This is a genomic window from Citrobacter portucalensis, assembly GCF_023374935.1.
Classification (GTDB): domain Bacteria; phylum Pseudomonadota; class Gammaproteobacteria; order Enterobacterales; family Enterobacteriaceae; genus Citrobacter; species Citrobacter portucalensis.
This window is the reverse complement of the sequence record NZ_CP092466.1, coordinates 850,987-869,331: the sequence shown is the minus strand read 5'-3', so window position 1 is coordinate 869,331 and position 18,345 is coordinate 850,987. Positions and strand designations below refer to the sequence as shown.

Genomic DNA, 18,345 nt, shown 5'->3' with positions numbered 1-18,345 from the left:
GATGGCGGCGTAAACGCCTTATCCAGCCTACAGATTAAATTCCCGTAGGCCGGATAAGCGTAGCGCCAACCGGCGATTAAACCCTACTTCCCGCCAGCCAGTTCCAGAAAACTGCCCGTTACGTACGACGCCTTCTCGCTCAGCAGCCAGGTAATCGCCTGCGCGACCTCCTCCGGTTGTCCGCCGCGCTGCATAGGCAACATCGATTTCACGCGATCGACCCTTCCCGGCTCGCCGCCTGATGCGTGCATTTCAGTGTAGATAAGACCAGGTCGCACGCAGTTTACGCGGATCCCTTGCGCCGCAACCTCCAGCGCAAGGCCGGTGGTGAGCGTGTCCACAGCGCCTTTTGAGGCCGCGTAATCAACATATTCGAATGGCGCACCAAGCCGCGATGCCGCCGAAGACACATTCACAATCGCCCCGCCTTGCCCTTCGTGTTTGAAAGACATGCGCTTTACCGCTTCCCGACAACACAAAAAATAGCCGGTAACATTGGTCGCCAGCACGCGGTTAATTCTTTCGGCGGTTAGGCTTTCCACCGTGCTCTGTTCAAACAAAATCCCGGCATTATTCACTAACGCAGACAGTGGTTCACCTTCGCGGTCAATGGATTCAAACATTGCCACAACCTGGCTTTCATCGCTGATATCAGCCCGTAGAGCAAACGCCTTTCCCCCGGCAGCGGCAATGGTATTCACAACCTCCGTTGCCGCACGGATATTGTGATGAAAGTTAACCGCAACCGTGTAACCCTCTTGCGCTAACTGCAGCGCGGTTGCCCGCCCGATGCCGCGACTGCCGCCAGTAACCAATGCGATTCCCATGGATACCTCCAGATATGAAAAAGCCGGGAGGCGTCTTCGCCTTACCCGGCCTACAAAAGCTTTACTGCGCGGAAAAGTTACTGATATTCGCTCATCGGCACGCAGGAGCAGAACAGGTTACGGTCACCGTAAACATCATCAAGGCGTTTCACGGTCGGCCAGTATTTGTTCGCCACACCAGCCGGGAAGACGGCGATTTCTCGGCTATAACCGTGATTCCACTCCGCGACCAGCTCGTTTTGCGTGTGCGGTGAGTTAACCAGCGGGTTATCTTCCAGTGACCATTCACCGGCTTTCACGCGATCGATTTCAGCGCGGATTGCCAGCATCGCATTGATAAAGCGATCAAGTTCCACTTTGCTTTCAGATTCAGTCGGTTCAACCATCAGGGTACCCGCGACCGGGAATGACATGGTCGGCGCATGGAAACCGTAATCGATCAGACGCTTGGCAATATCCAGTTCGCTGATGCCGGTCTCTTCTTTCAGTGGGCGAATGTCGAGAATACATTCATGCGCCACGCGACCGTCGCGACCGGTATACAGTACCGGATAAGCATCTTTCAGACGGCTGGCAATGTAGTTAGCGTTAAGGATAGCTACCTGGCTTGCCTGCTTCAGACCTTCTGCACCCATCATACGGATGTACATCCAGCTGATTGGCAGAATGGATGCGCTACCGAACGGCGCCGCTGAAACTGCGCCCTGACGGGTGAGCATTCCTTCAATCTGCACTACGCTGTGACCCGGTACAAACGGTGCCAGATGTGATTTGACGCCAATCGGTCCCATACCTGGGCCGCCGCCGCCGTGCGGAATGCAGAATGTTTTATGCAGGTTGAGGTGCGAGACATCTGCGCCGATAAAGCCCGGCGTGGTGATCCCAACCTGAGCGTTCATGTTCGCGCCATCAAGGTAAACCTGGCCGCCAAACTGGTGCACAACGTCGCACACTTCACGGATCGTTTCTTCATACACGCCGTGAGTAGACGGATAGGTCACCATGATGCAGGAGAGATTCGCAGCATGTTGTTCTGCTTTTGCTCGCAGATCGTCCAGGTCGATGTTGCCGTTCTTATCACACGCGACAACCACAACCTGCATCCCCGCCATCTGTGCAGATGCCGGATTGGTGCCGTGGGCAGAAGCCGGGATCAGACAGATATCGCGATGGCCTTCGTTACGGCTTTCGTGATAGTGACGAATCGCCAGCAGACCCGCATACTCGCCCTGCGCGCCGGAGTTCGGCTGCATGCAGACGGCGTCATAACCGGTCAGTTTTACCAGCCACTCGGAAAGCTGGCCGATCATCTGGTGATAACCTTCTGCCTGCTCTGGCGGGCAGAACGGGTGAAGTTCAGCGAATTCCGGCCAGGTGATAGGGATCATCTCGGCGGCAGCGTTCAGCTTCATGGTGCAAGAACCCAGCGGGATCATTGCCTGGTTCAGCGCCAGATCTTTGCGCTCCAGCGAGTGCATATAACGCATCATCTCAGTTTCGCTGTGATAGCGATTAAACACCGGATGGCTGAGGATCGCATCGTCACGCAGCATGCTGTCCTGAATGGAACGGCTGTCGAGCGCCACATCTTTATCCAGCGTATCGATATTCAAACCGTGGCTGTCGCCCAGCAGAACATTGAACAACTGCACCACGTTTTCACGGGTGGTGGTTTCATCGAGCGTAATACCTACCGCGTTATGGATATCGCTACGCAGGTTGATTTCTGCCGCTTCGGCACGCGCCAGAACAGCCGCTTTGTCGGCCACTTCAACACACAGAGTGTCGAAGTAGTGCGCATGGCGCAGCTTCAGCCCTTTCTGTTGCAGACCGGCCGCCAGAATATCAGTCAGGCGGTGGATGCGATTAGCGATACGTTTCAGGCCAACCGGACCATGATAAACGGCATACAGGCTGGCGATGTTGGCCAGCAGAACCTGCGAGGTACAAATGTTGGAGTTCGCTTTCTCACGGCGGATATGCTGCTCGCGAGTCTGCATCGCCATGCGCAGTGCGGTATTGCCCGCCGCATCTTTCGATACGCCGATAATACGGCCTGGCATGGAGCGTTTGAATTCGTCTTTAGCGGCGAAGAATGCCGCGTGTGGGCCGCCGTAACCCATCGGTACGCCGAAGCGTTGCGCAGAGCCGAAAACAATATCCGCGCCCTGTTTGCCCGGCGCAGTCAGCAGTACCAGCGCCATAAAGTCGGCAGCGACACTGACCACAACTTTACGGGATTTCAGCTCGGCAATCAGTTTGCTGTAGTCATGCACTTCACCGGTGGTGCCAACCTGCTGCAACAGCACGCCAAACACATCCTGGTGATCCAGTGCTTTCGCCGCGTCATCAACAATGACGTCAAAGCCAAAGGTTTCTGCACGGGTGCGAACCACGTCCAGCGTTTGCGGGTGAACATCAGCCGCCACAAAGAAACGGTTAGCATTTTTCAGTTTGCTAACACGTTTGGCCATCGCCATGGCTTCAGCAGCCGCAGTGGCTTCATCCAGCAGAGAAGCAGAAGCCATATCCAGGCCCGTCAGGTCCAGCGTGACCTGTTGGAAGTTCAGCAGAGCTTCCAGTCGTCCCTGGGATACTTCCGGCTGATACGGCGTATATGCGGTGTACCAACCTGGGTTTTCCAGCATGTTACGCAGAATAACCGGTGGCAACTGCACGGCGGTGTAGCCCATGCCAATGTAGGACGTGAAGCGCTTGTTACGCCCGGCGATGGCTTTTAATTCAGCCAGCGCAGCGTATTCGGTCGCCGCCTCGCCCACCTGTGGCGGGGTTGCGAGCTGAATGTCTTTCGGCACAATCTGGCCGATCAGCGCGTTTAACGACTCGGCGCCAACCGCATTCAGCATCTCTTGCTGCTGCGCGGCGTCCGGTCCGATGTGGCGTTCAATGAAAGCGCCGCTGTTTTCAAGCTGGCTTAACGTCTGTGTCATGGGCGATGGTTCCTGAAACGTGCAGTGAATCGTGATGGTCTCTAACTCAATTGCCCGGTGGCGCTGACGCTTACCGGGCCTACATAAAACCGTAGGCCGGATAAACGCAGTGCCATCCGGCACAATCTTATTCGTCTTCCAGTAATGCCTCGTACGCAGTGGCATCCAACAGCGATTCAATTTCGCTTTCATCGCTGGCTTTGATTTTGAAAATCCAGCCGCCCGCATACGGTTCGCTGTTGACCAGTTCCGGGGAGTCGCTGAGCGCATCGTTAACCGCAACAATCTCACCGCCTACTGGCGCATAGATATCGGATGCCGCTTTTACGGACTCCGCAACGGCGCAATCATCGCCCGCGCTGACGGTGGCGCCAACTTCTGGCAGGTCAACGAAAACCATGTCACCTAACAGCTCCTGAGCGTGTTCGGTGATACCAACGGTGTAAGAGCCGTCAGCTTCTTTGCGCAGCCATTCGTGTTCTTTGCTGTATTTCAGTTCTGCAGGTACGTTGCTCATCAATCAATCTCCAAAAAAGGATGAATTACGCGACGGCTTTGCCGTTACGCACAAAAACAGGTTTAGTCACTTTTACCGGCATTTCACGGTTACGGATCTGTACGATCGCAGTCTCACCGATACCCGCAGGCACGCGCGCCAACGCGATGCTGTAACCCAGGGTTGGGGAGAATGTGCCACTGGTGATAATGCCTTCATGCTGGTTGCCAGAAGCATCGGTGAAACGCACCGGCAGTTCATTACGCAGCACGCCCTTCTCAGTCATCACCAGCCCGACCAGCTGTTCGTGGCCTTTTTCGCGCTGCATTTCCAGTGCTTCACGACCAATAAAGTCGCGGTCGGCAGGTTCCCACACAATGGTCCAACCCATATTGGCTTCCAGCGGAGAAATCCCTTCGTCCATCTCCTGACCGTACAGGTTCATACCCGCTTCCAGACGCAGGGTGTCGCGCGCGCCGAGACCACAAGGTTTGACGCCTGCTTGTACCAGCGCACGCCAGAAATCAGCCGCTTTTTCATTCGGCATGGCGATTTCATAGCCTGCTTCGCCGGTATAACCGGTGGTTGCGATAAACAAATCACCCGCCTGAATGCCAAAGAACGGCTTCATACCTTCTACCGCATGGCGCTGTTCGTCAGTAAACAACGTGGCTGCTTTTTCCTGCGCGTTTGGCCCCTGCACCGCAATCAGCGACAGGTCGTCACGAACGGTGATGTCGATGGCGTAAGGTTCAGCGTGTTGGGTAATCCAGGATAGGTCTTTTTCGCGGGTGGCGGAGTTTACAACGAGGCGGAAGAAATCTTCAGTGAAGTAGTAGACAATCAGGTCATCTATCACGCCGCCCGAAGCGTTGAGCATCCCGGAGTAGAGGGCTTTACCCGTCTTCGTTAGCTTCGCGACGTCGTTTGCCAGCAGATAACGCAAGAACTCCCGGGTGCGGCTACCGCGCAGGTCGACGATGGTCATATGCGACACATCAAACATTCCGGCGTCGGTGCGAACAGCATGGTGTTCATCGAGCTGAGAACCGTAATGCAGTGGCATCATCCAGCCATGGAAATCGACCATGCGCGCGCCACATAGCGAGTGTTGTTCGTACAAAGGAGTCTGTTGAGCCATCTTTTCCTCGTTGAATAAGCGGGGCTACCAACTCTTTCGCGGTGAAATTTTCGCCACGAAACCCAGCACCGCAGCCGCTCCAGGGGCTACGACGCAAACGTTCTCTTTGTCCTGAACTTACCACCGAAACAGACGCTAAACCATAAGTCAAAATTAACCATCACATTAGCTTATGGCGAAAAACAGCCAGATCACCAACAGAATAAAACTCCATACATATAGCAATTAATCAGAACAACAAACAAATGTAAGCGTAAAATCACAGCACCAATCCACATTAAATGTGGAAAAAATGTCAAAAATGGCGTTATGAAAAAAACGCAATATTAGAAAAACTAATGCGAAAAAAGGCGTGGAATTAGATTATTTCAAATGAGAGAAGCACCCCGGCGCGAAGGCCGGGAGAGGAAAGTGTGACGGGTCTCAAACTCTTAAGATTGTCCTTACGGACACTAACGTAACCACTCGGGAAGATCGTTCAGTCCCATCGCCTGACGGATGAGTTGTGGTTTTACGCCCGGGAGGGTATCGGCCAGTTTCAGCCCAATATCGCGTAGCAGTTTTTTCGCCGGATTCTCGCCTGCAAACAGTTCACGGAAACCCTGCATCCCCGCCAGCATCAGCGCTGCACTGTGCTTACGGCTGCGCTCGTAGCGGCGTAAATAGAGATACTGCCCAATATCTTTACCCTGACGTTGTAGCCGCTTAAGTTCATCGATCAGCTCCGCCGCATCCATAAAGCCAAGGTTAACCCCCTGACCCGCCAGCGGGTGGATGGTATGCGCCGCATCCCCCACCAGCACCAGACGATGGGCCGCGAACTGGCGGGCATAACGTCCCGTCAGCGGAAACGCCTGACGTTCGCTTTCAAGGCTGCACAGCCCCAGACGATTATCAAAGGCGATATTCAGCGCCTGATTAAACTCGTCAACGCTTGCCTGCTGCATACGTTCTGCTTCCTGCGGCGAGAGCGACCAGACAATAGAACACAGGTGTGGATCGCTGAGTGGCAGGAATGCCAGGATCCCCTCGCCATGAAACGCCTGACGCGCAACCGCACCGTGAGCTTCCTGCGTACGGATAGTCGCCACCAGCGCATGATGACGGTAGTCCCAGAAGGTGAGCGGAATGTCCGCTTTATTGCGCAGCCAGGAATTAGCGCCATCGGCACCGACGACCAGACGCGCCGTCAGCATTGCGCCATCTTTGAGGCTTAGAAATGCTTCGTTCTCGCCCCAGGCCACCTGCTGTATTTCAGCTGGCGCCATCAGCGTAATATCCGCTGAACGCTGTGCCTTTTGCCACAGTGCATAATGGATTTCTGAGTTTTCAACGATGTGGCCCAAATGGCTGTAGCCCATGCTCTGGTCATCAAACGCAATACGTCCAAAGCTGTCTTTGTCCCAGACTTCCATGCCGTGGTAGCAGCAAGCGCGACGAGCAACAATGTCGGACCAGACGCCAAGACGGGTAAGCAGTTTTTCGCTGGCTGCATTAATGGCCGAAACGCGAAGCTGAGGAGGTGCATCCGCCGCCAACGGCTGCGGAACATGTTGTTCTAATACAGCAACGCGCAACCCACTGCCCTGCAGGCCGCAGGCAACCGCCAGCCCCACCATGCCGCCACCAACAATTGCTACATCAACACTTTGCACTGTTTATACCTCGAAACCTGTAATCCGTAGGCCTGATAAGCGCAGTGCCATCAGGCATTTTTGCGGGGACCCTTGCCGGATGTCGGCGTTGCCTTATCCGGCCTACAGGTCATATTTATCGTGCAACCCAACCCAGGGTCCGCTCCGCCAGCGCATCGCGCGCAGGGGTGAATAATTCCATCGCCATCAACCCGACATTGCGCCCAACAACCAGCGGGGCCCAGTGATTGGCAAACAAATACACTAAATTGTTGGTCACACCAATCGTCGTCTCGCGATCGCGCTCGCGGCGCTGCTGATAGCGTGCCAGCACCGCATAATCACCCACATCTTCCGCGCCGTTTTGCGCCTGCGTCAACGTCTCAGCAAGGCTCATTACATCGCGCAGGCCAAGGTTGAAACCTTGCCCGGCAATGGGGTGCAGCGTCTGGGCGGCGTTCCCTACCAGCACGGTACGATGGGTAATCGCTTTCAGCGCCGTAGTTAACGAAAGCGGATAAGCGCTGCGTTTACCAGCCTGGGTAATACGTCCCAGTCGCCAGCCAAAAGCGGTTTGCAGTTCACGGCAAAACTGTTCGTCGGACAAGGCCATGATCTCATCACGCTGCTCCAGCGGATGGCACCACACCAGCGAGCAGCGACCGTCAGACATTGGCAGCATTGCCAGCGGGCCATATTGCGTGAAGCGTTCAAACGCTCGCCCATCGTGCGGTACAGAGGTCGTGACGTTGGCAATCACCGCCAGTTGCTCATAAGGCTGTTGCAGCCAGTCAACACCGCAGGCAGTCGCCAGTGCGGAACGCGTGCCGTCAGCAGCCACCAGCAGGCGACCGGTAATCATCTCGCCATTCTCCAGCGTCACTTCAACGCGCTCCTGCGTGCGCGACACGCTGGCTACGCGGTCGGGGCAGTGCAATGTGACACCCGGTGCTTTGCGCAGCAGCGCAAACAGACGCAGCCCGGCGTCGTGCAGTTCTACCACCTGGCCCAGAGCCGGAATACGGTATTCCTGCGCATCCAGCGTCACAAATCCGGCATGGCCGCGATCGCTGACGTGAACCGTTTTAATGGCCGTTGCGCAATCGGCAATCGCCTGCCATACGCCAATTCTCGCCAGCTGTTGGCAGGTTCCTGCCGCCAGCGCGATCGCCCGGGCGTCAAACCCAGGATGGCGGTCAGTTTCAGGTTCGCTCGCTTCTATCAGATGAACCGGCAGAGTCCCATGGCTGAGCTGAGAAATGGCCAGCGCCAGCGTCGCGCCAACCATACCACCACCAACGATAATCACGCTCATTGCAGTCGCGCCGCAGCCATTAAGGCTTCAATATCATCGGCTTTCTTCACTACGCTGGCGGTCAGGTTTTCATTGCCGTCCTCGGTGATGAGGATGTCATCCTCAATACGAATGCCGATACCACGATAGGCCGGCGGTACATCGGCATCCGGCGCGATATACAGTCCCGGTTCGACGGTGAGTACCATTCCCGGCTCAAGAATACGTGAGCGGTCCTGACCATAAACGCCGACGTCGTGCACATCCAGCCCAAGCCAGTGACTTAGACCATGCATAAAGAATGGGCGGTGCGCATTTTCGGTAATCAACTGATCGACATCACCGTGCAGAATGCCAAGCTTCACCAGGCCCGTAATCATGATGCGCACCACTTCGCCAGTGACTTCCTGAATGGACGTTCCGGGACGATACAGACGCAGGCTGGTCTCTAAGGATTCCAGTACGATATCGTAGATTTCACGCTGTGCTGGGGTAAATTTACCGTTTACCGGGAAGGTTCGCGTAATGTCACCCGCATAGCCTTTGTATTCACAGCCAGCGTCAATCAGCACCAGATCGCCATCGCGCATTTCACTTTCATTTTCGGTGTAATGCAGAATACAGCCGTTTTCACCGCTGCCGACAATCGTGTTATAGGACGGATAACGCGCGCCATGACGGGTAAATTCATGGTGAATCTCCCCTTCTAACTGGTATTCAAACATTCCTGGACGGCATTTTTCCATCGCGCGGGTATGCGCCAGTGCGGTGATTTCTCCGGCACGACGCATGACCGCAATTTCTTCCGGTGATTTGAACAGGCGCATTTCATGCACCATCGGACGCCAGTCGATAATCGCGGCAGGCGCGTGCAGATTTTGTCTGGAGCCTTTGCGCAGTTTATCCAGCGCCGTGCACACAATCTCGTCTGCCCAGGCATACTCGCCCTGGGCGTGGTATACCGCGTCCAGACCATTGAGCAGCAAATACAGCTGTTGGTTGATTTCACTGAAGGCCAGCGCCCGGTCAACGCCAAGTTTTGCCGGGGCAGCATCCTGACCCAGACGGCGGCCAAACCAGATCTCCGCCGTCAGATCGCGAACCCGATTGAACAAAACGCTGTGGTTATGAGTGTCATCACTTTTAATCAGCACCAGCACGGCTTCAGGTTCGTTAAAACCGGTGAAGTACCAGAAATCACTGCTTTGGCGGTAAGGGTATTCACTGTCCGCACTACGCGTCGCTTCCGGTGCGGCAAAAATCAGCGCGGCGCTGCCGGGCTGCATTTGTGCCAGTAAAGCCTGGCGACGACGCTGGAATTCTTGCTGAGATATCTCGCTCATCACACTCTCCTTTGCGTTTCGTTCTTAGTGCAGAGTCGGTTTACGGACTTCCGGCGCGGTCGGCTGCTGACGCGTAAACGTGTCATGGCACAGCAAGGCGGCTACGCGCACATATTCGATGATCTCTTCGAGCGACATTTCCAGCTCTTCCTGATCTTCGTCTTCGTCATATCCCAATTGAGCGATATTGCGCAGGTCGTCAATCGCTTCCCCGGTTTCGCCGGTCACTTTGTCGAGCTTCGGCTGCGTGACGCCAAGGCCCAGTAAAAAGTGGTTTACCCACCCCGCCAGCGCATCGGCGCGATCGAAAACGCTGACGTCATCCCCTTCAGGCAGATAAAGCTGAAAAAGGAAGCCGTCGTCTTCGAGGGCATCGCTGGTGGCTGAGTGCATTTTCAGCAGCGCCTGAGCCAGCTCGTGACCAAAAGCCAGACCTTCGTTCGTCAGGTCGTGCAGCAGCGGCTGCCATGAGCTGTCGTTGTTTCCGCCGCAAATCATTCCGCTTATCAAGCCGTGCATTTCGGCCGGGGTTAATCCAGCCCCTTGTTGGTTCAAAAACTGGCTAACTTCGTTGTAACCAGGCATTTCGTTCTGTATAGACATAAGCATTCGTCATCAAAGGGAGGAATATTCATGATATGCTACCACTTTGGACCCTGGTGGACCAGAAAAGGGCTTGTATCTTGATACCAGGGTAGCTATAGTGTCGCCCCTTCGCGGACCCACGGTCTGGAGACGAAGGCAGCGCAGTCAATCAGCAGGAAGGTGGCATGTCTGCACAACCCGTCGATATCCAAATATTTGGCCGTTCACTGCGAGTGAATTGCCCGCCTGAACAAAGGGATGCGTTGAATCAGGCTGCGGACGATCTCAATCAGCGATTGCAAGATCTGAAAGTTCGCACTAGAGTCACAAATACTGAGCAGTTGGTTTTCATCGCCGCGTTGAACATCAGCTATGAATTAACTCAGGAAAAAGCGAAGACGCGTGAGTACGCGGCGAGCATGGAACAACGTATTCGGATGCTACAACAGACCATCGAACAGGCGTTGCTTGATCAGGGTCGCATAACCGAAAAAACGGGCCAAAACTTTGAATAACACTTTTCGGTTTACTGTGGTAGAGTGACCGTGAAGACAAAATTTCTCTGAGATGTTTGCAAGCGGGCCAGTCCCCTGAGCCGATATTTCATACCACAAGAATGTGGCGCTCCACGGTTGGTGAGCATGCTCGGCCCGTCCGAGAAGCCTTAAAACTGTGACGACGCATTCACCTTGAACCAAGGGTTCAAGGGTTACAGCCTGCGGCGGCATCTCGGAGATTCCCTTCTACCTGGCAACAGCCATGACATTACTTTCTGAACTCCCTTTATCTCGGCAAGAAATCCGTCAACTGATTCGGCAGCGTCGTCGCGCGCTTACTTCCGAACAGCAACGACAATACGGTCAGCAAGCCGCGACCCGAATGCTCAGTTATCCCCCTGTTGTACTCGCTCATACCGTGGCGGTATTCCTCTCGTTCGATGGCGAACTCGATACCCAGCCGCTAATAGATCAGCTGTGGCGGGCAGGCAAGCGCGTCTATCTTCCGGTTCTTCATCCCTTCAGCCCTGGCAACCTGCTGTTCCTGCACTATCATCCGCACAGCGACCTGGTAACCAATCGCTTAAAGATCCAGGAACCACGGCTTGATGTACGTGACGTATTGCCGCTCTCACAGCTGGATGTACTGATTACGCCGTTAGTGGCGTTTGATGAGGTCGGGCAACGCCTGGGTATGGGCGGTGGATTTTACGATCGGACGCTTCAAAACTGGCAGCAGCATAAGATCCAGCCCGTAGGCTACGCGCACGATTGTCAGCGAGTGGAAAAGCTGCCTGTCGAAGAATGGGATATCCCGCTGCCTGCGGTGGTGACGCCGTCCAAAATCTGGGAGTGGTAGCTTTTTTGCCAATTGCGGCAAGGCTCGAAAACAGAATGTATGCGTGACAGGAAGAGATTTTGAGGCCGGAAAATCAGAGGAAGGATGGGCAGGTCAACCGCCTGCCCATGTAGAGGAAATCAGTACAGCAGACGAGCGCGAATGGTTCCCGGAAGGGCTTTCATCGCCAGCAGCGCTTTCTCTGCCACATCTTCATCCGCTTCAATATCAATAACCACGTAACCTACCTGTGCGGAAGTCTGCAGATACTGCGCGGCAATGTTGACGCCCTGCTCGGCAAAAATCTGGTTCAGCGCAGTCAGTACGCCCGGACGGTTTTCGTGAATGTGCATCAGACGACGACCGCCGTGCAGCGGCAGCGAAACTTCCGGGAAGTTAACTGCAGACAGCGTAGAGCCGTTGTCGGAATACTTGGTCAGTTTCCCAGCCACTTCCAGACCGATGTTTTCCTGTGCTTCCAGCGTTGAACCACCAATGTGCGGCGTCAGGATCACGTTGTCGAAATCACACAGCGGCGAAGTGAAAGGATCGCTGTTGGTTGCCGGCTCGGTTGGGAATACGTCGATTGCTGCCCCTGCCAGGTGCTTGGTCGCTAACGCGTCGCACAGCGCAGGAATATCAACAACTGTGCCGCGTGCGGCGTTGATCAGCAGTGCGCCTGGTTTCATCAACGCAATCTCACGCGCACCCATCAGATTTTTGGTGGAGGCATTTTCCGGTACGTGCAAACTGACCACGTCGCTCATATTGAGCAGGTCGGAAAGATGCTGCACCTGCGTGGCGTTGCCGAGCGGGAGTTTATTTTCAATATCATAGAAATAGACGTGCATCCCCAGCGATTCCGCCAGAATGCCTAGCTGAGTACCAATGTGGCCATAGCCGATGATCCCCAGTTTTTTGCCACGCGCTTCAAACGAGCCGGTAGCCAGTTTATTCCACACGCCGCGGTGTGCTTTGGCGTTTGCTTCGGGTACGCCGCGTAGCAGGAGCAGCAGTTCGCCAATCACCAGTTCCGCAACGGAACGTGTGTTAGAGAATGGTGCGTTAAACACGGGGATACCGCGCTTTGCCGCAGCGCTGAGATCAACCTGGTTGGTGCCGATACAGAAGCAGCCAATCGCGACCAGTTTCTCTGCGGCGTCAATCACATCTTCAGTCAGATGGGTACGGGATCGCAGGCCAATGAAGTGGGCATCACGGATGGACTCTTTCAGTTGTTCAGTGTCCAGAGCGCCTTTATGAAACTCGATGTTGGTATAACCTGCTGCACGAAGGCTTTCGAGCGCTTTTTGATGCACGCCTTCAACCAGCAGAAATTTAATCTTATCTTTCTCCAGTGATACCTTTGCCATTTCCCCGACCCTGTCTTTTTTTGTTCAAACTGATGTGTTGTGTGTGGGATTTTCATCCGTCTCTTCAACATATCAAAAAATAATATTGCGGCAATATGAACGTTTGCGTCGCCGTGCTGAAGAAATGTCATTCAGAGAGAAATGTCAGAGGAAAATACTGGCGATAACTTTTTCTTTGGAGAGATCGGCAGGACAATATTATAAACGTGACACAAGTCACCAAATTTGCCCTGCCAAAATTTTTTTAACGGGAGAAGACACTCCCGTCAGATCATTTTACGATAGTTTTCACGCCGTCTGGTGTACCGATCAGCGCGACATCCGCACCACGGTTGGCAAACAGACCGACGGTTACCACGCCCGGAATCGCATTGATGGCGTTTTCCATCGCGATGGCATCGAGGATCTCCAGACCGTGTACATCAAGGATCACGTTACCATTGTCCGTCACTACGCCCTGACGGTATTCAGGACGACCGCCCAGCTTCACCAACTGGCGAGCCACAGCGCTGCGCGCCATTGGGATCACTTCAACCGGCAGTGGGAAGTTACCGAGAATATCGACTTCTTTGGACGCGTCGGCAATGCAGATAAATTTCTTCGCCACGGAAGCAATAATTTTTTCACGGGTCAACGCTGCGCCGCCGCCCTTGATCATCTGCATGTGGCCGTTGATTTCATCCGCGCCGTCAACGTATACGCCGAGGCTGTCCACTTCGTTAAGATCGAACACGTGGATACCGAGGCTTTTGAGTTTTTCGGTTGAAGCGTCCGAACTGGATACCGCACCTTCAATCTGACCTTTCATTGTGCCCAGCGCATCAATAAAGTGTGCGGCTGTTGAACCTGTACCTACGCCCACAATGGTACCGGGCTGTACATACTGAAGTGCCGCCCATCCTACTGCTTTTTTCAGTTCATCCTGCGTCATGATCGTTTCGCCTGTGGTGTGAATATGGTGGGAAAATTCACGCGCATTATAGAACATTGTGCAGAAAAATGTCCCCACACCCGCTCGCAAGCGGCGGATTTCGTCTTTACCCAACCTAAATTTGTGTCATAGTGCAGAACAAGCAAAATTTTCAGGAGTGCGTCAAAGCAATGAAACGTCCGGACTACAGAACACTACAAGCACTGGATGCGGTTATTCGTGAACGAGGATTTGAGCGCGCGGCGCAAAAGCTGTGCATCACGCAATCCGCGGTTTCACAGCGCATAAAACAGCTTGAGAATATGTTCGGACAACCGCTGCTGGTGCGTACCGTACCACCACGCCCAACCGAACAGGGGCAGAAACTACTGGCGCTTTTGCGTCAGGTTGAACTGCTGGAAGACGAGTGGCTGGGTGATGAACAAACCGGCTCGACGCCGCTGCTGCTCTCACTGGCGGTGAACGCCGACAGTCTGGCGACCTGGTTACTTCCTGCGCTGGCTCCGGTACTGGCAAATTCGCCGATTCGGCTGAACCTGCAGGTTGAGGATGAAACGCGCACTCAGGAGCGTCTGCGTCGTGGTGAGGTGGTCGGTGCGGTGAGTATTCAGCATCAGGCGCTGCCAAGCTGTCTGGTGGATAAACTCGGCGCGCTGGACTACCTGTTTGTTGGCTCTAAACCTTTCGCCGAGCGCTATTTCCCTAACGGCGTCACCCGCTCGGCCCTGCTGAAAGCCCCAGCGGTAGCGTTTGACCATCTTGATGATATGCACCAGGCGTTCCTGCAACAAAACTTCGACCTGCCACCGGGCAGCGTGCCGTGCCATATCGTTAACTCGTCTGAAGCCTTTGTTCAATTGGCGCGTCAGGGAACGACCTGCTGCATGATCCCCCACTTGCAGATTGAGAAAGAACTAGAAAGCGGCGAACTTATCGACTTAACACCGGGCCTGTTCCAGCGCCGGATGCTGTACTGGCACCGTTTTGCACCGGAAAGCCGCATGATGCGCAACGTCACCGATGCGCTGCTGGCCTATGGTCACAACGTACTGCGTCAGGATTAAACCGCTCATAACCTCTGAGTGCCGGATGGTGGCGTAACGCCCTATCCGGCCGACAAGCCTTTTACCCTCTTTTCATGCTATTCCCGCCACGTCTTTGAAATAAATCACAAAATCAAACACGCCACGCGGCAAAAAACGACGCCCTGTTGGCTATTTTTTGCTGGCGACAAGCCAAATGAAAAAGCTCACCGTATTCGCAAAGATTCAACTTATTGCGTAATACGGAGCAAAAAATGGCAAACGTGCAGGAGTGGCAAACACTCGCCAATAAAGAACTCAGTCGCCGGGAAAAAACCGTCGAGTCGCTGGAAAGACAGACGGCGGAAGGGATTGCCATCAAGCCGCTGTACACCGAAGAAGACCTCGATAATCTGGAAGTAACCGGTACTCTCCCCGGCCTGCCGCCGTATGTGCGCGGCCCGCGCGCCACCATGTATACCGCGCAGCCATGGACCATTCGTCAGTACGCCGGTTTCTCAACCGCCAAAGAGTCCAACGCCTTTTACCGCCGCAACCTCGCCGCCGGACAAAAAGGACTTTCCGTCGCCTTTGACCTTGCCACCCATCGTGGCTATGACTCTGACAACCCACGCGTGGCGGGTGACGTCGGTAAAGCAGGCGTGGCGATCGATACCGTCGAAGATATGAAGATACTGTTCGACCAGATCCCGCTGGATAAGATGTCAGTATCGATGACCATGAACGGCGCGGTTCTACCTGTGCTGGCGTTTTATATCGTCGCTGCAGAAGAACAAGGCGTAGCGCCGGAACAACTCACCGGGACCATTCAGAACGATATTCTGAAAGAGTACCTGTGCCGCAACACCTACATTTATCCCCCAAAACCGTCCATGCGCATTATCGCCGACATCATCGCCTGGTGCTCTGGCAACATGCCGCGCTTTAACACCATCAGCATCAGCGGCTATCACATGGGTGAAGCCGGAGCGAACTGCGTGCAGCAGGTAGCGTTTACGCTGGCAGACGGTATTGAATACATCAAAGCTGCACTCTCCGCCGGACTGAAAATTGATGACTTCGCCCCGCGCCTGTCGTTCTTCTTCGGTATCGGCATGGATCTGTTTATGAACGTCGCCATGCTGCGCGCGGCGCGCTATTTGTGGAGTGAAGCGGTCAGCAGCTTTGGCGCGACCAACCCGAAATCTCTCGCTCTGCGTACCCACTGCCAGACGTCCGGCTGGAGCCTGACCGAGCAGGACCCGTACAACAACGTGGTACGAACCACTATTGAAGCACTCGGCGCTACGCTTGGCGGCACCCAGTCGCTGCATACCAATGCTTTTGATGAAGCGCTCGGTCTGCCCACCGATTTCTCCGCCCGTATTGCGCGTAATACGCAGATCATCATTCAGGAAGAATCAGAGATCTGCCGCACCGTTGATCCGCTGGCCGGATCGTATTACGTCGAGTCACTCACCGATCAAATTGTGAAGCAGGCACGCACGATCATCAAACAGATTGATGAGGCAGGCGGCATGGCGAAAGCGATCGAAGCCGGACTCCCTAAACGGATGATCGAAGAAGCTTCCGCGCGTGAACAATCGCTGATCGACCAGGGTAAGCGCGTTATCGTCGGCGTCAATAAGTACAAACTGGATAAAGAAGACGAGACGTCGGTACTGGAGATCGACAACGTGAAGGTGCGCAACGAGCAGATTGCCTCGCTGCAGCATATCCGCACCACCCGCGACAACGATGCCGTCAAGACCGCGCTATCCGCGCTGACCCACGCCGCGCAGCATAATGAAAACCTGCTGGCCGCCGCCGTCAGCGCCGCTCGCGTTCGCGCCACGCTCGGTGAAATCTCCGACGCGCTGGAGGTCGCCTTTGACCGGTATCTGGTTCCCAGCCAGTGCGTCACCGGGGTGATTGCGCAAAGCTATCACCAGTCAGACAAATCCGCCGACGAGTTCGATGCCATTGTTGCGCAAACCGAACAGTTCCTCGCGGAAAATGGACGCCGCCCGCGTATTCTGATCGCCAAGATGGGTCAGGACGGCCACGATCGCGGCGCGAAGGTGATCGCCAGCGCCTATTCCGATCTCGGTTTTGATGTCGATCTCAGCCCGATGTTCTCCACTCCGGAAGAGATCGCCCGTCTGGCGGTAGAAAACGATGTGCATGTAATAGGCGCATCGTCACTGGCGGCGGGCCATAAAACGCTGATTCCTGAGTTGGTTACCGCACTCAAAAAATGGGGGCGTGAAGATATCTGCGTGGTAGCAGGAGGCGTTATTCCGCCACAGGATTACGCCTTCCTGCACGAACATGGCGTGGCAGCCATTTATGGTCCCGGCACGCCAATGCTCGACAGCGTCCGCGATGTGTTAACCCGTATCAGTCAGCATCATGATTAACGCCGCCACGCTTGAAGATACCGTCCGCCGTTTGCGACTCGGCGAACGGGCTACGCTCGCCCAGGCGATGACGCTGGTCGAAAGCAACCACCCGCGCCACCAGCCGTTGAGTACGCAATTGCTGGACGCGATTATGCCGTTCACCGGTAACGCCCTGCGTTTGGGGATCACCGGTACGCCGGGCGCGGGCAAAAGCACTTTCCTGGAAGCATTCGGCATGCTGCTTATCCGCCACGGATTACGGGTAGCGGTGATCGCCGTCGATCCCAGCAGCCCGGTCAGCGGCGGCAGCATTCTTGGCGATAAAACCCGCATGACGGAGCTGGCCCGCGCCGAATCTGCGTTTATTCGCCCGGTCCCTTCCTGCGGTCATTTAGGCGGTGCCAGCCAGCGTGCCCGCGAATTAATGCTGCTGTGCGAAGCGGCTGGCTTTGACGTGGTGATTGTAGAAACTGTCGGCGTTGGGCAGTCAGAAACCGAAGTCGCAGGCATGGTGGATTGCTTTATCTCACTGCAAATCGCTGGCGGTGGCGACGATTTACAGGGCATCAAAAAAGGCCTGATGGAAATGGCGGATCTGGTCGTCATCAATAAGGACGACGGTGATAACCATACCAGCGTTGCCATTGCCCGCCATATGTACGAGTCCGCCCTGCATATTCTGCGCCGCAAATATGACGAGTGGCAGCCGCGGGTTCTGACCTGTAGCGCCCTGGAAAAACGCGGTATCGAGGAGGTTTGGCAGGCGATAACCGACTTTAAAACGTGCCTGACCGCCAGCGGTCGACTGGAAAAAGTTCGCCAGCAGCAGGCGGTGGACTGGTTACACCAACAGGCTGAAGAAGAAGCCCTGCATCTGTTGTTTGCCCGCACTGATTTCGACCGCTATTTCCAGCAGACGCTTCAGGCCGTCAAAAACAATGATCTTTCGCCGCGCACCGGTCTGCGGCACATCAGCGAATTTATTCAGCATCATTACTTTCAATAAAGAGA

The 18,345-nt window shown here is 54.9% G+C and carries 15 protein-coding genes and 1 other RNA gene; 6 read left to right on the top strand and 10 right to left on the bottom strand.

From position 1 onward, the window contains the following. Positions 1 to 83: 83 nt before the first annotated feature. The 8 genes from LY264_RS04210 to LY264_RS04175 all read right to left on the bottom strand — a co-directional run bounded on the left by LY264_RS04210 (position 84) and on the right by LY264_RS04175 (position 10,289). The gene (locus LY264_RS04210) at positions 84 to 827 is read right to left on the bottom strand and encodes an SDR family oxidoreductase (protein WP_048225469.1); all 744 of its coding nucleotides are present in this window, start codon (positions 825 to 827) and stop codon (positions 84 to 86) included. Positions 828 to 904: 77 nt separating this feature from the next. Then, positions 905 to 3,778 carry an aminomethyl-transferring glycine dehydrogenase gene (gene gcvP, locus LY264_RS04205; RefSeq protein WP_003825499.1) on the bottom strand — a complete coding sequence of 958 codons (2,874 nt, stop codon included), beginning with the start codon at positions 3,776 to 3,778 and terminating at the stop codon, positions 905 to 907. Positions 3,779 to 3,905: 127 nt separating this feature from the next. Beyond that, the gene (gcvH, locus tag LY264_RS04200) at positions 3,906 to 4,295 is read right to left on the bottom strand and encodes a glycine cleavage system protein GcvH (RefSeq protein ID WP_003026965.1); all 390 of its coding nucleotides are present in this window, start codon (positions 4,293 to 4,295) and stop codon (positions 3,906 to 3,908) included. A gap of 25 nt (positions 4,296 to 4,320) precedes the next feature. Then, positions 4,321 to 5,415: a glycine cleavage system aminomethyltransferase GcvT gene (gcvT, locus tag LY264_RS04195; RefSeq protein WP_048225472.1), complete on the bottom strand. Its 1,095-nt coding sequence runs from the start codon at positions 5,413 to 5,415 to the stop codon at positions 4,321 to 4,323. A 452-nt stretch (positions 5,416 to 5,867) separates the two neighbouring features. Beyond that, complete coding sequence (ubiI, locus tag LY264_RS04190; RefSeq protein WP_071692621.1) at positions 5,868 to 7,070, bottom strand: FAD-dependent 2-octaprenylphenol hydroxylase; 1,203 nt, start codon at positions 7,068 to 7,070, stop codon at positions 5,868 to 5,870. A 115-nt stretch (positions 7,071 to 7,185) separates the two neighbouring features. Next, complete coding sequence (gene ubiH / locus LY264_RS04185) at positions 7,186 to 8,364, bottom strand: 2-octaprenyl-6-methoxyphenyl hydroxylase (protein ID WP_048225476.1); 1,179 nt, start codon at positions 8,362 to 8,364, stop codon at positions 7,186 to 7,188. Further along, entirely contained in the window at positions 8,361 to 9,686 is a 1,326-nt protein-coding gene (gene pepP / locus LY264_RS04180; protein ID WP_048215582.1) for a Xaa-Pro aminopeptidase, read from the bottom strand. The genes ubiH and pepP overlap by 4 nt, the downstream gene beginning before the upstream one ends. Before the next feature lie 24 nt (positions 9,687 to 9,710). Next, positions 9,711 to 10,289: a YecA/YgfB family protein gene (locus tag LY264_RS04175; RefSeq protein ID WP_003026978.1), complete on the bottom strand. Its 579-nt coding sequence runs from the start codon at positions 10,287 to 10,289 to the stop codon at positions 9,711 to 9,713. Positions 10,290 to 10,456: 167 nt separating this feature from the next. Here LY264_RS04175 and zapA point away from each other — a divergent pair, with 167 nt between their 5' ends. The 3 genes from zapA to LY264_RS04160 all read left to right on the top strand — a co-directional run bounded on the left by zapA (position 10,457) and on the right by LY264_RS04160 (position 11,627). After that, positions 10,457 to 10,786: a cell division protein ZapA gene (gene zapA, locus LY264_RS04170; RefSeq protein ID WP_003026980.1), complete on the top strand. Its 330-nt coding sequence runs from the start codon at positions 10,457 to 10,459 to the stop codon at positions 10,784 to 10,786. Between the two features lie 41 nt (positions 10,787 to 10,827). Next, positions 10,828 to 11,011: non-coding RNA, 6S RNA (ssrS, locus tag LY264_RS04165), on the top strand. 19 nt (positions 11,012 to 11,030) lie between these two features. Beyond that, positions 11,031 to 11,627 carry a 5-formyltetrahydrofolate cyclo-ligase gene (locus LY264_RS04160; RefSeq protein ID WP_003825482.1) on the top strand — a complete coding sequence of 199 codons (597 nt, stop codon included), beginning with the start codon at positions 11,031 to 11,033 and terminating at the stop codon, positions 11,625 to 11,627. A 119-nt stretch (positions 11,628 to 11,746) separates the two neighbouring features. Here the strand turns inward: LY264_RS04160 and serA are convergent, their stop codons facing one another. Both serA and rpiA read right to left on the bottom strand, forming a co-directional pair. Then, positions 11,747 to 12,979, bottom strand: coding sequence for a phosphoglycerate dehydrogenase (serA, locus tag LY264_RS04155; RefSeq protein ID WP_003825480.1), 1,233 nt, complete (start codon positions 12,977 to 12,979; stop codon positions 11,747 to 11,749). Between the two features lie 271 nt (positions 12,980 to 13,250). Further along, on the bottom strand, positions 13,251 to 13,910 hold the full coding sequence (rpiA, locus tag LY264_RS04150) for a ribose-5-phosphate isomerase RpiA (RefSeq protein WP_003825479.1): 660 nt from the start codon (positions 13,908 to 13,910) through the stop codon (positions 13,251 to 13,253). A 170-nt stretch (positions 13,911 to 14,080) separates the two neighbouring features. Between rpiA and argP the strand changes: the two genes are divergently transcribed. The 3 genes from argP to meaB all read left to right on the top strand — a co-directional run bounded on the left by argP (position 14,081) and on the right by meaB (position 18,340). Next, positions 14,081 to 14,974: a DNA-binding transcriptional regulator ArgP gene (gene argP, locus LY264_RS04145; protein ID WP_003825477.1), complete on the top strand. Its 894-nt coding sequence runs from the start codon at positions 14,081 to 14,083 to the stop codon at positions 14,972 to 14,974. A gap of 233 nt (positions 14,975 to 15,207) precedes the next feature. After that, the gene (gene scpA, locus LY264_RS04140; protein ID WP_048215581.1) at positions 15,208 to 17,352 is read left to right on the top strand and encodes a methylmalonyl-CoA mutase; all 2,145 of its coding nucleotides are present in this window, start codon (positions 15,208 to 15,210) and stop codon (positions 17,350 to 17,352) included. Continuing rightward, complete coding sequence (gene meaB / locus LY264_RS04135) at positions 17,345 to 18,340, top strand: methylmalonyl Co-A mutase-associated GTPase MeaB (RefSeq protein WP_048225479.1); 996 nt, start codon at positions 17,345 to 17,347, stop codon at positions 18,338 to 18,340. Before scpA ends, meaB begins: the two co-directional genes overlap by 8 nt. The last annotated feature ends 5 nt before the right edge of the window (positions 18,341 to 18,345 follow it).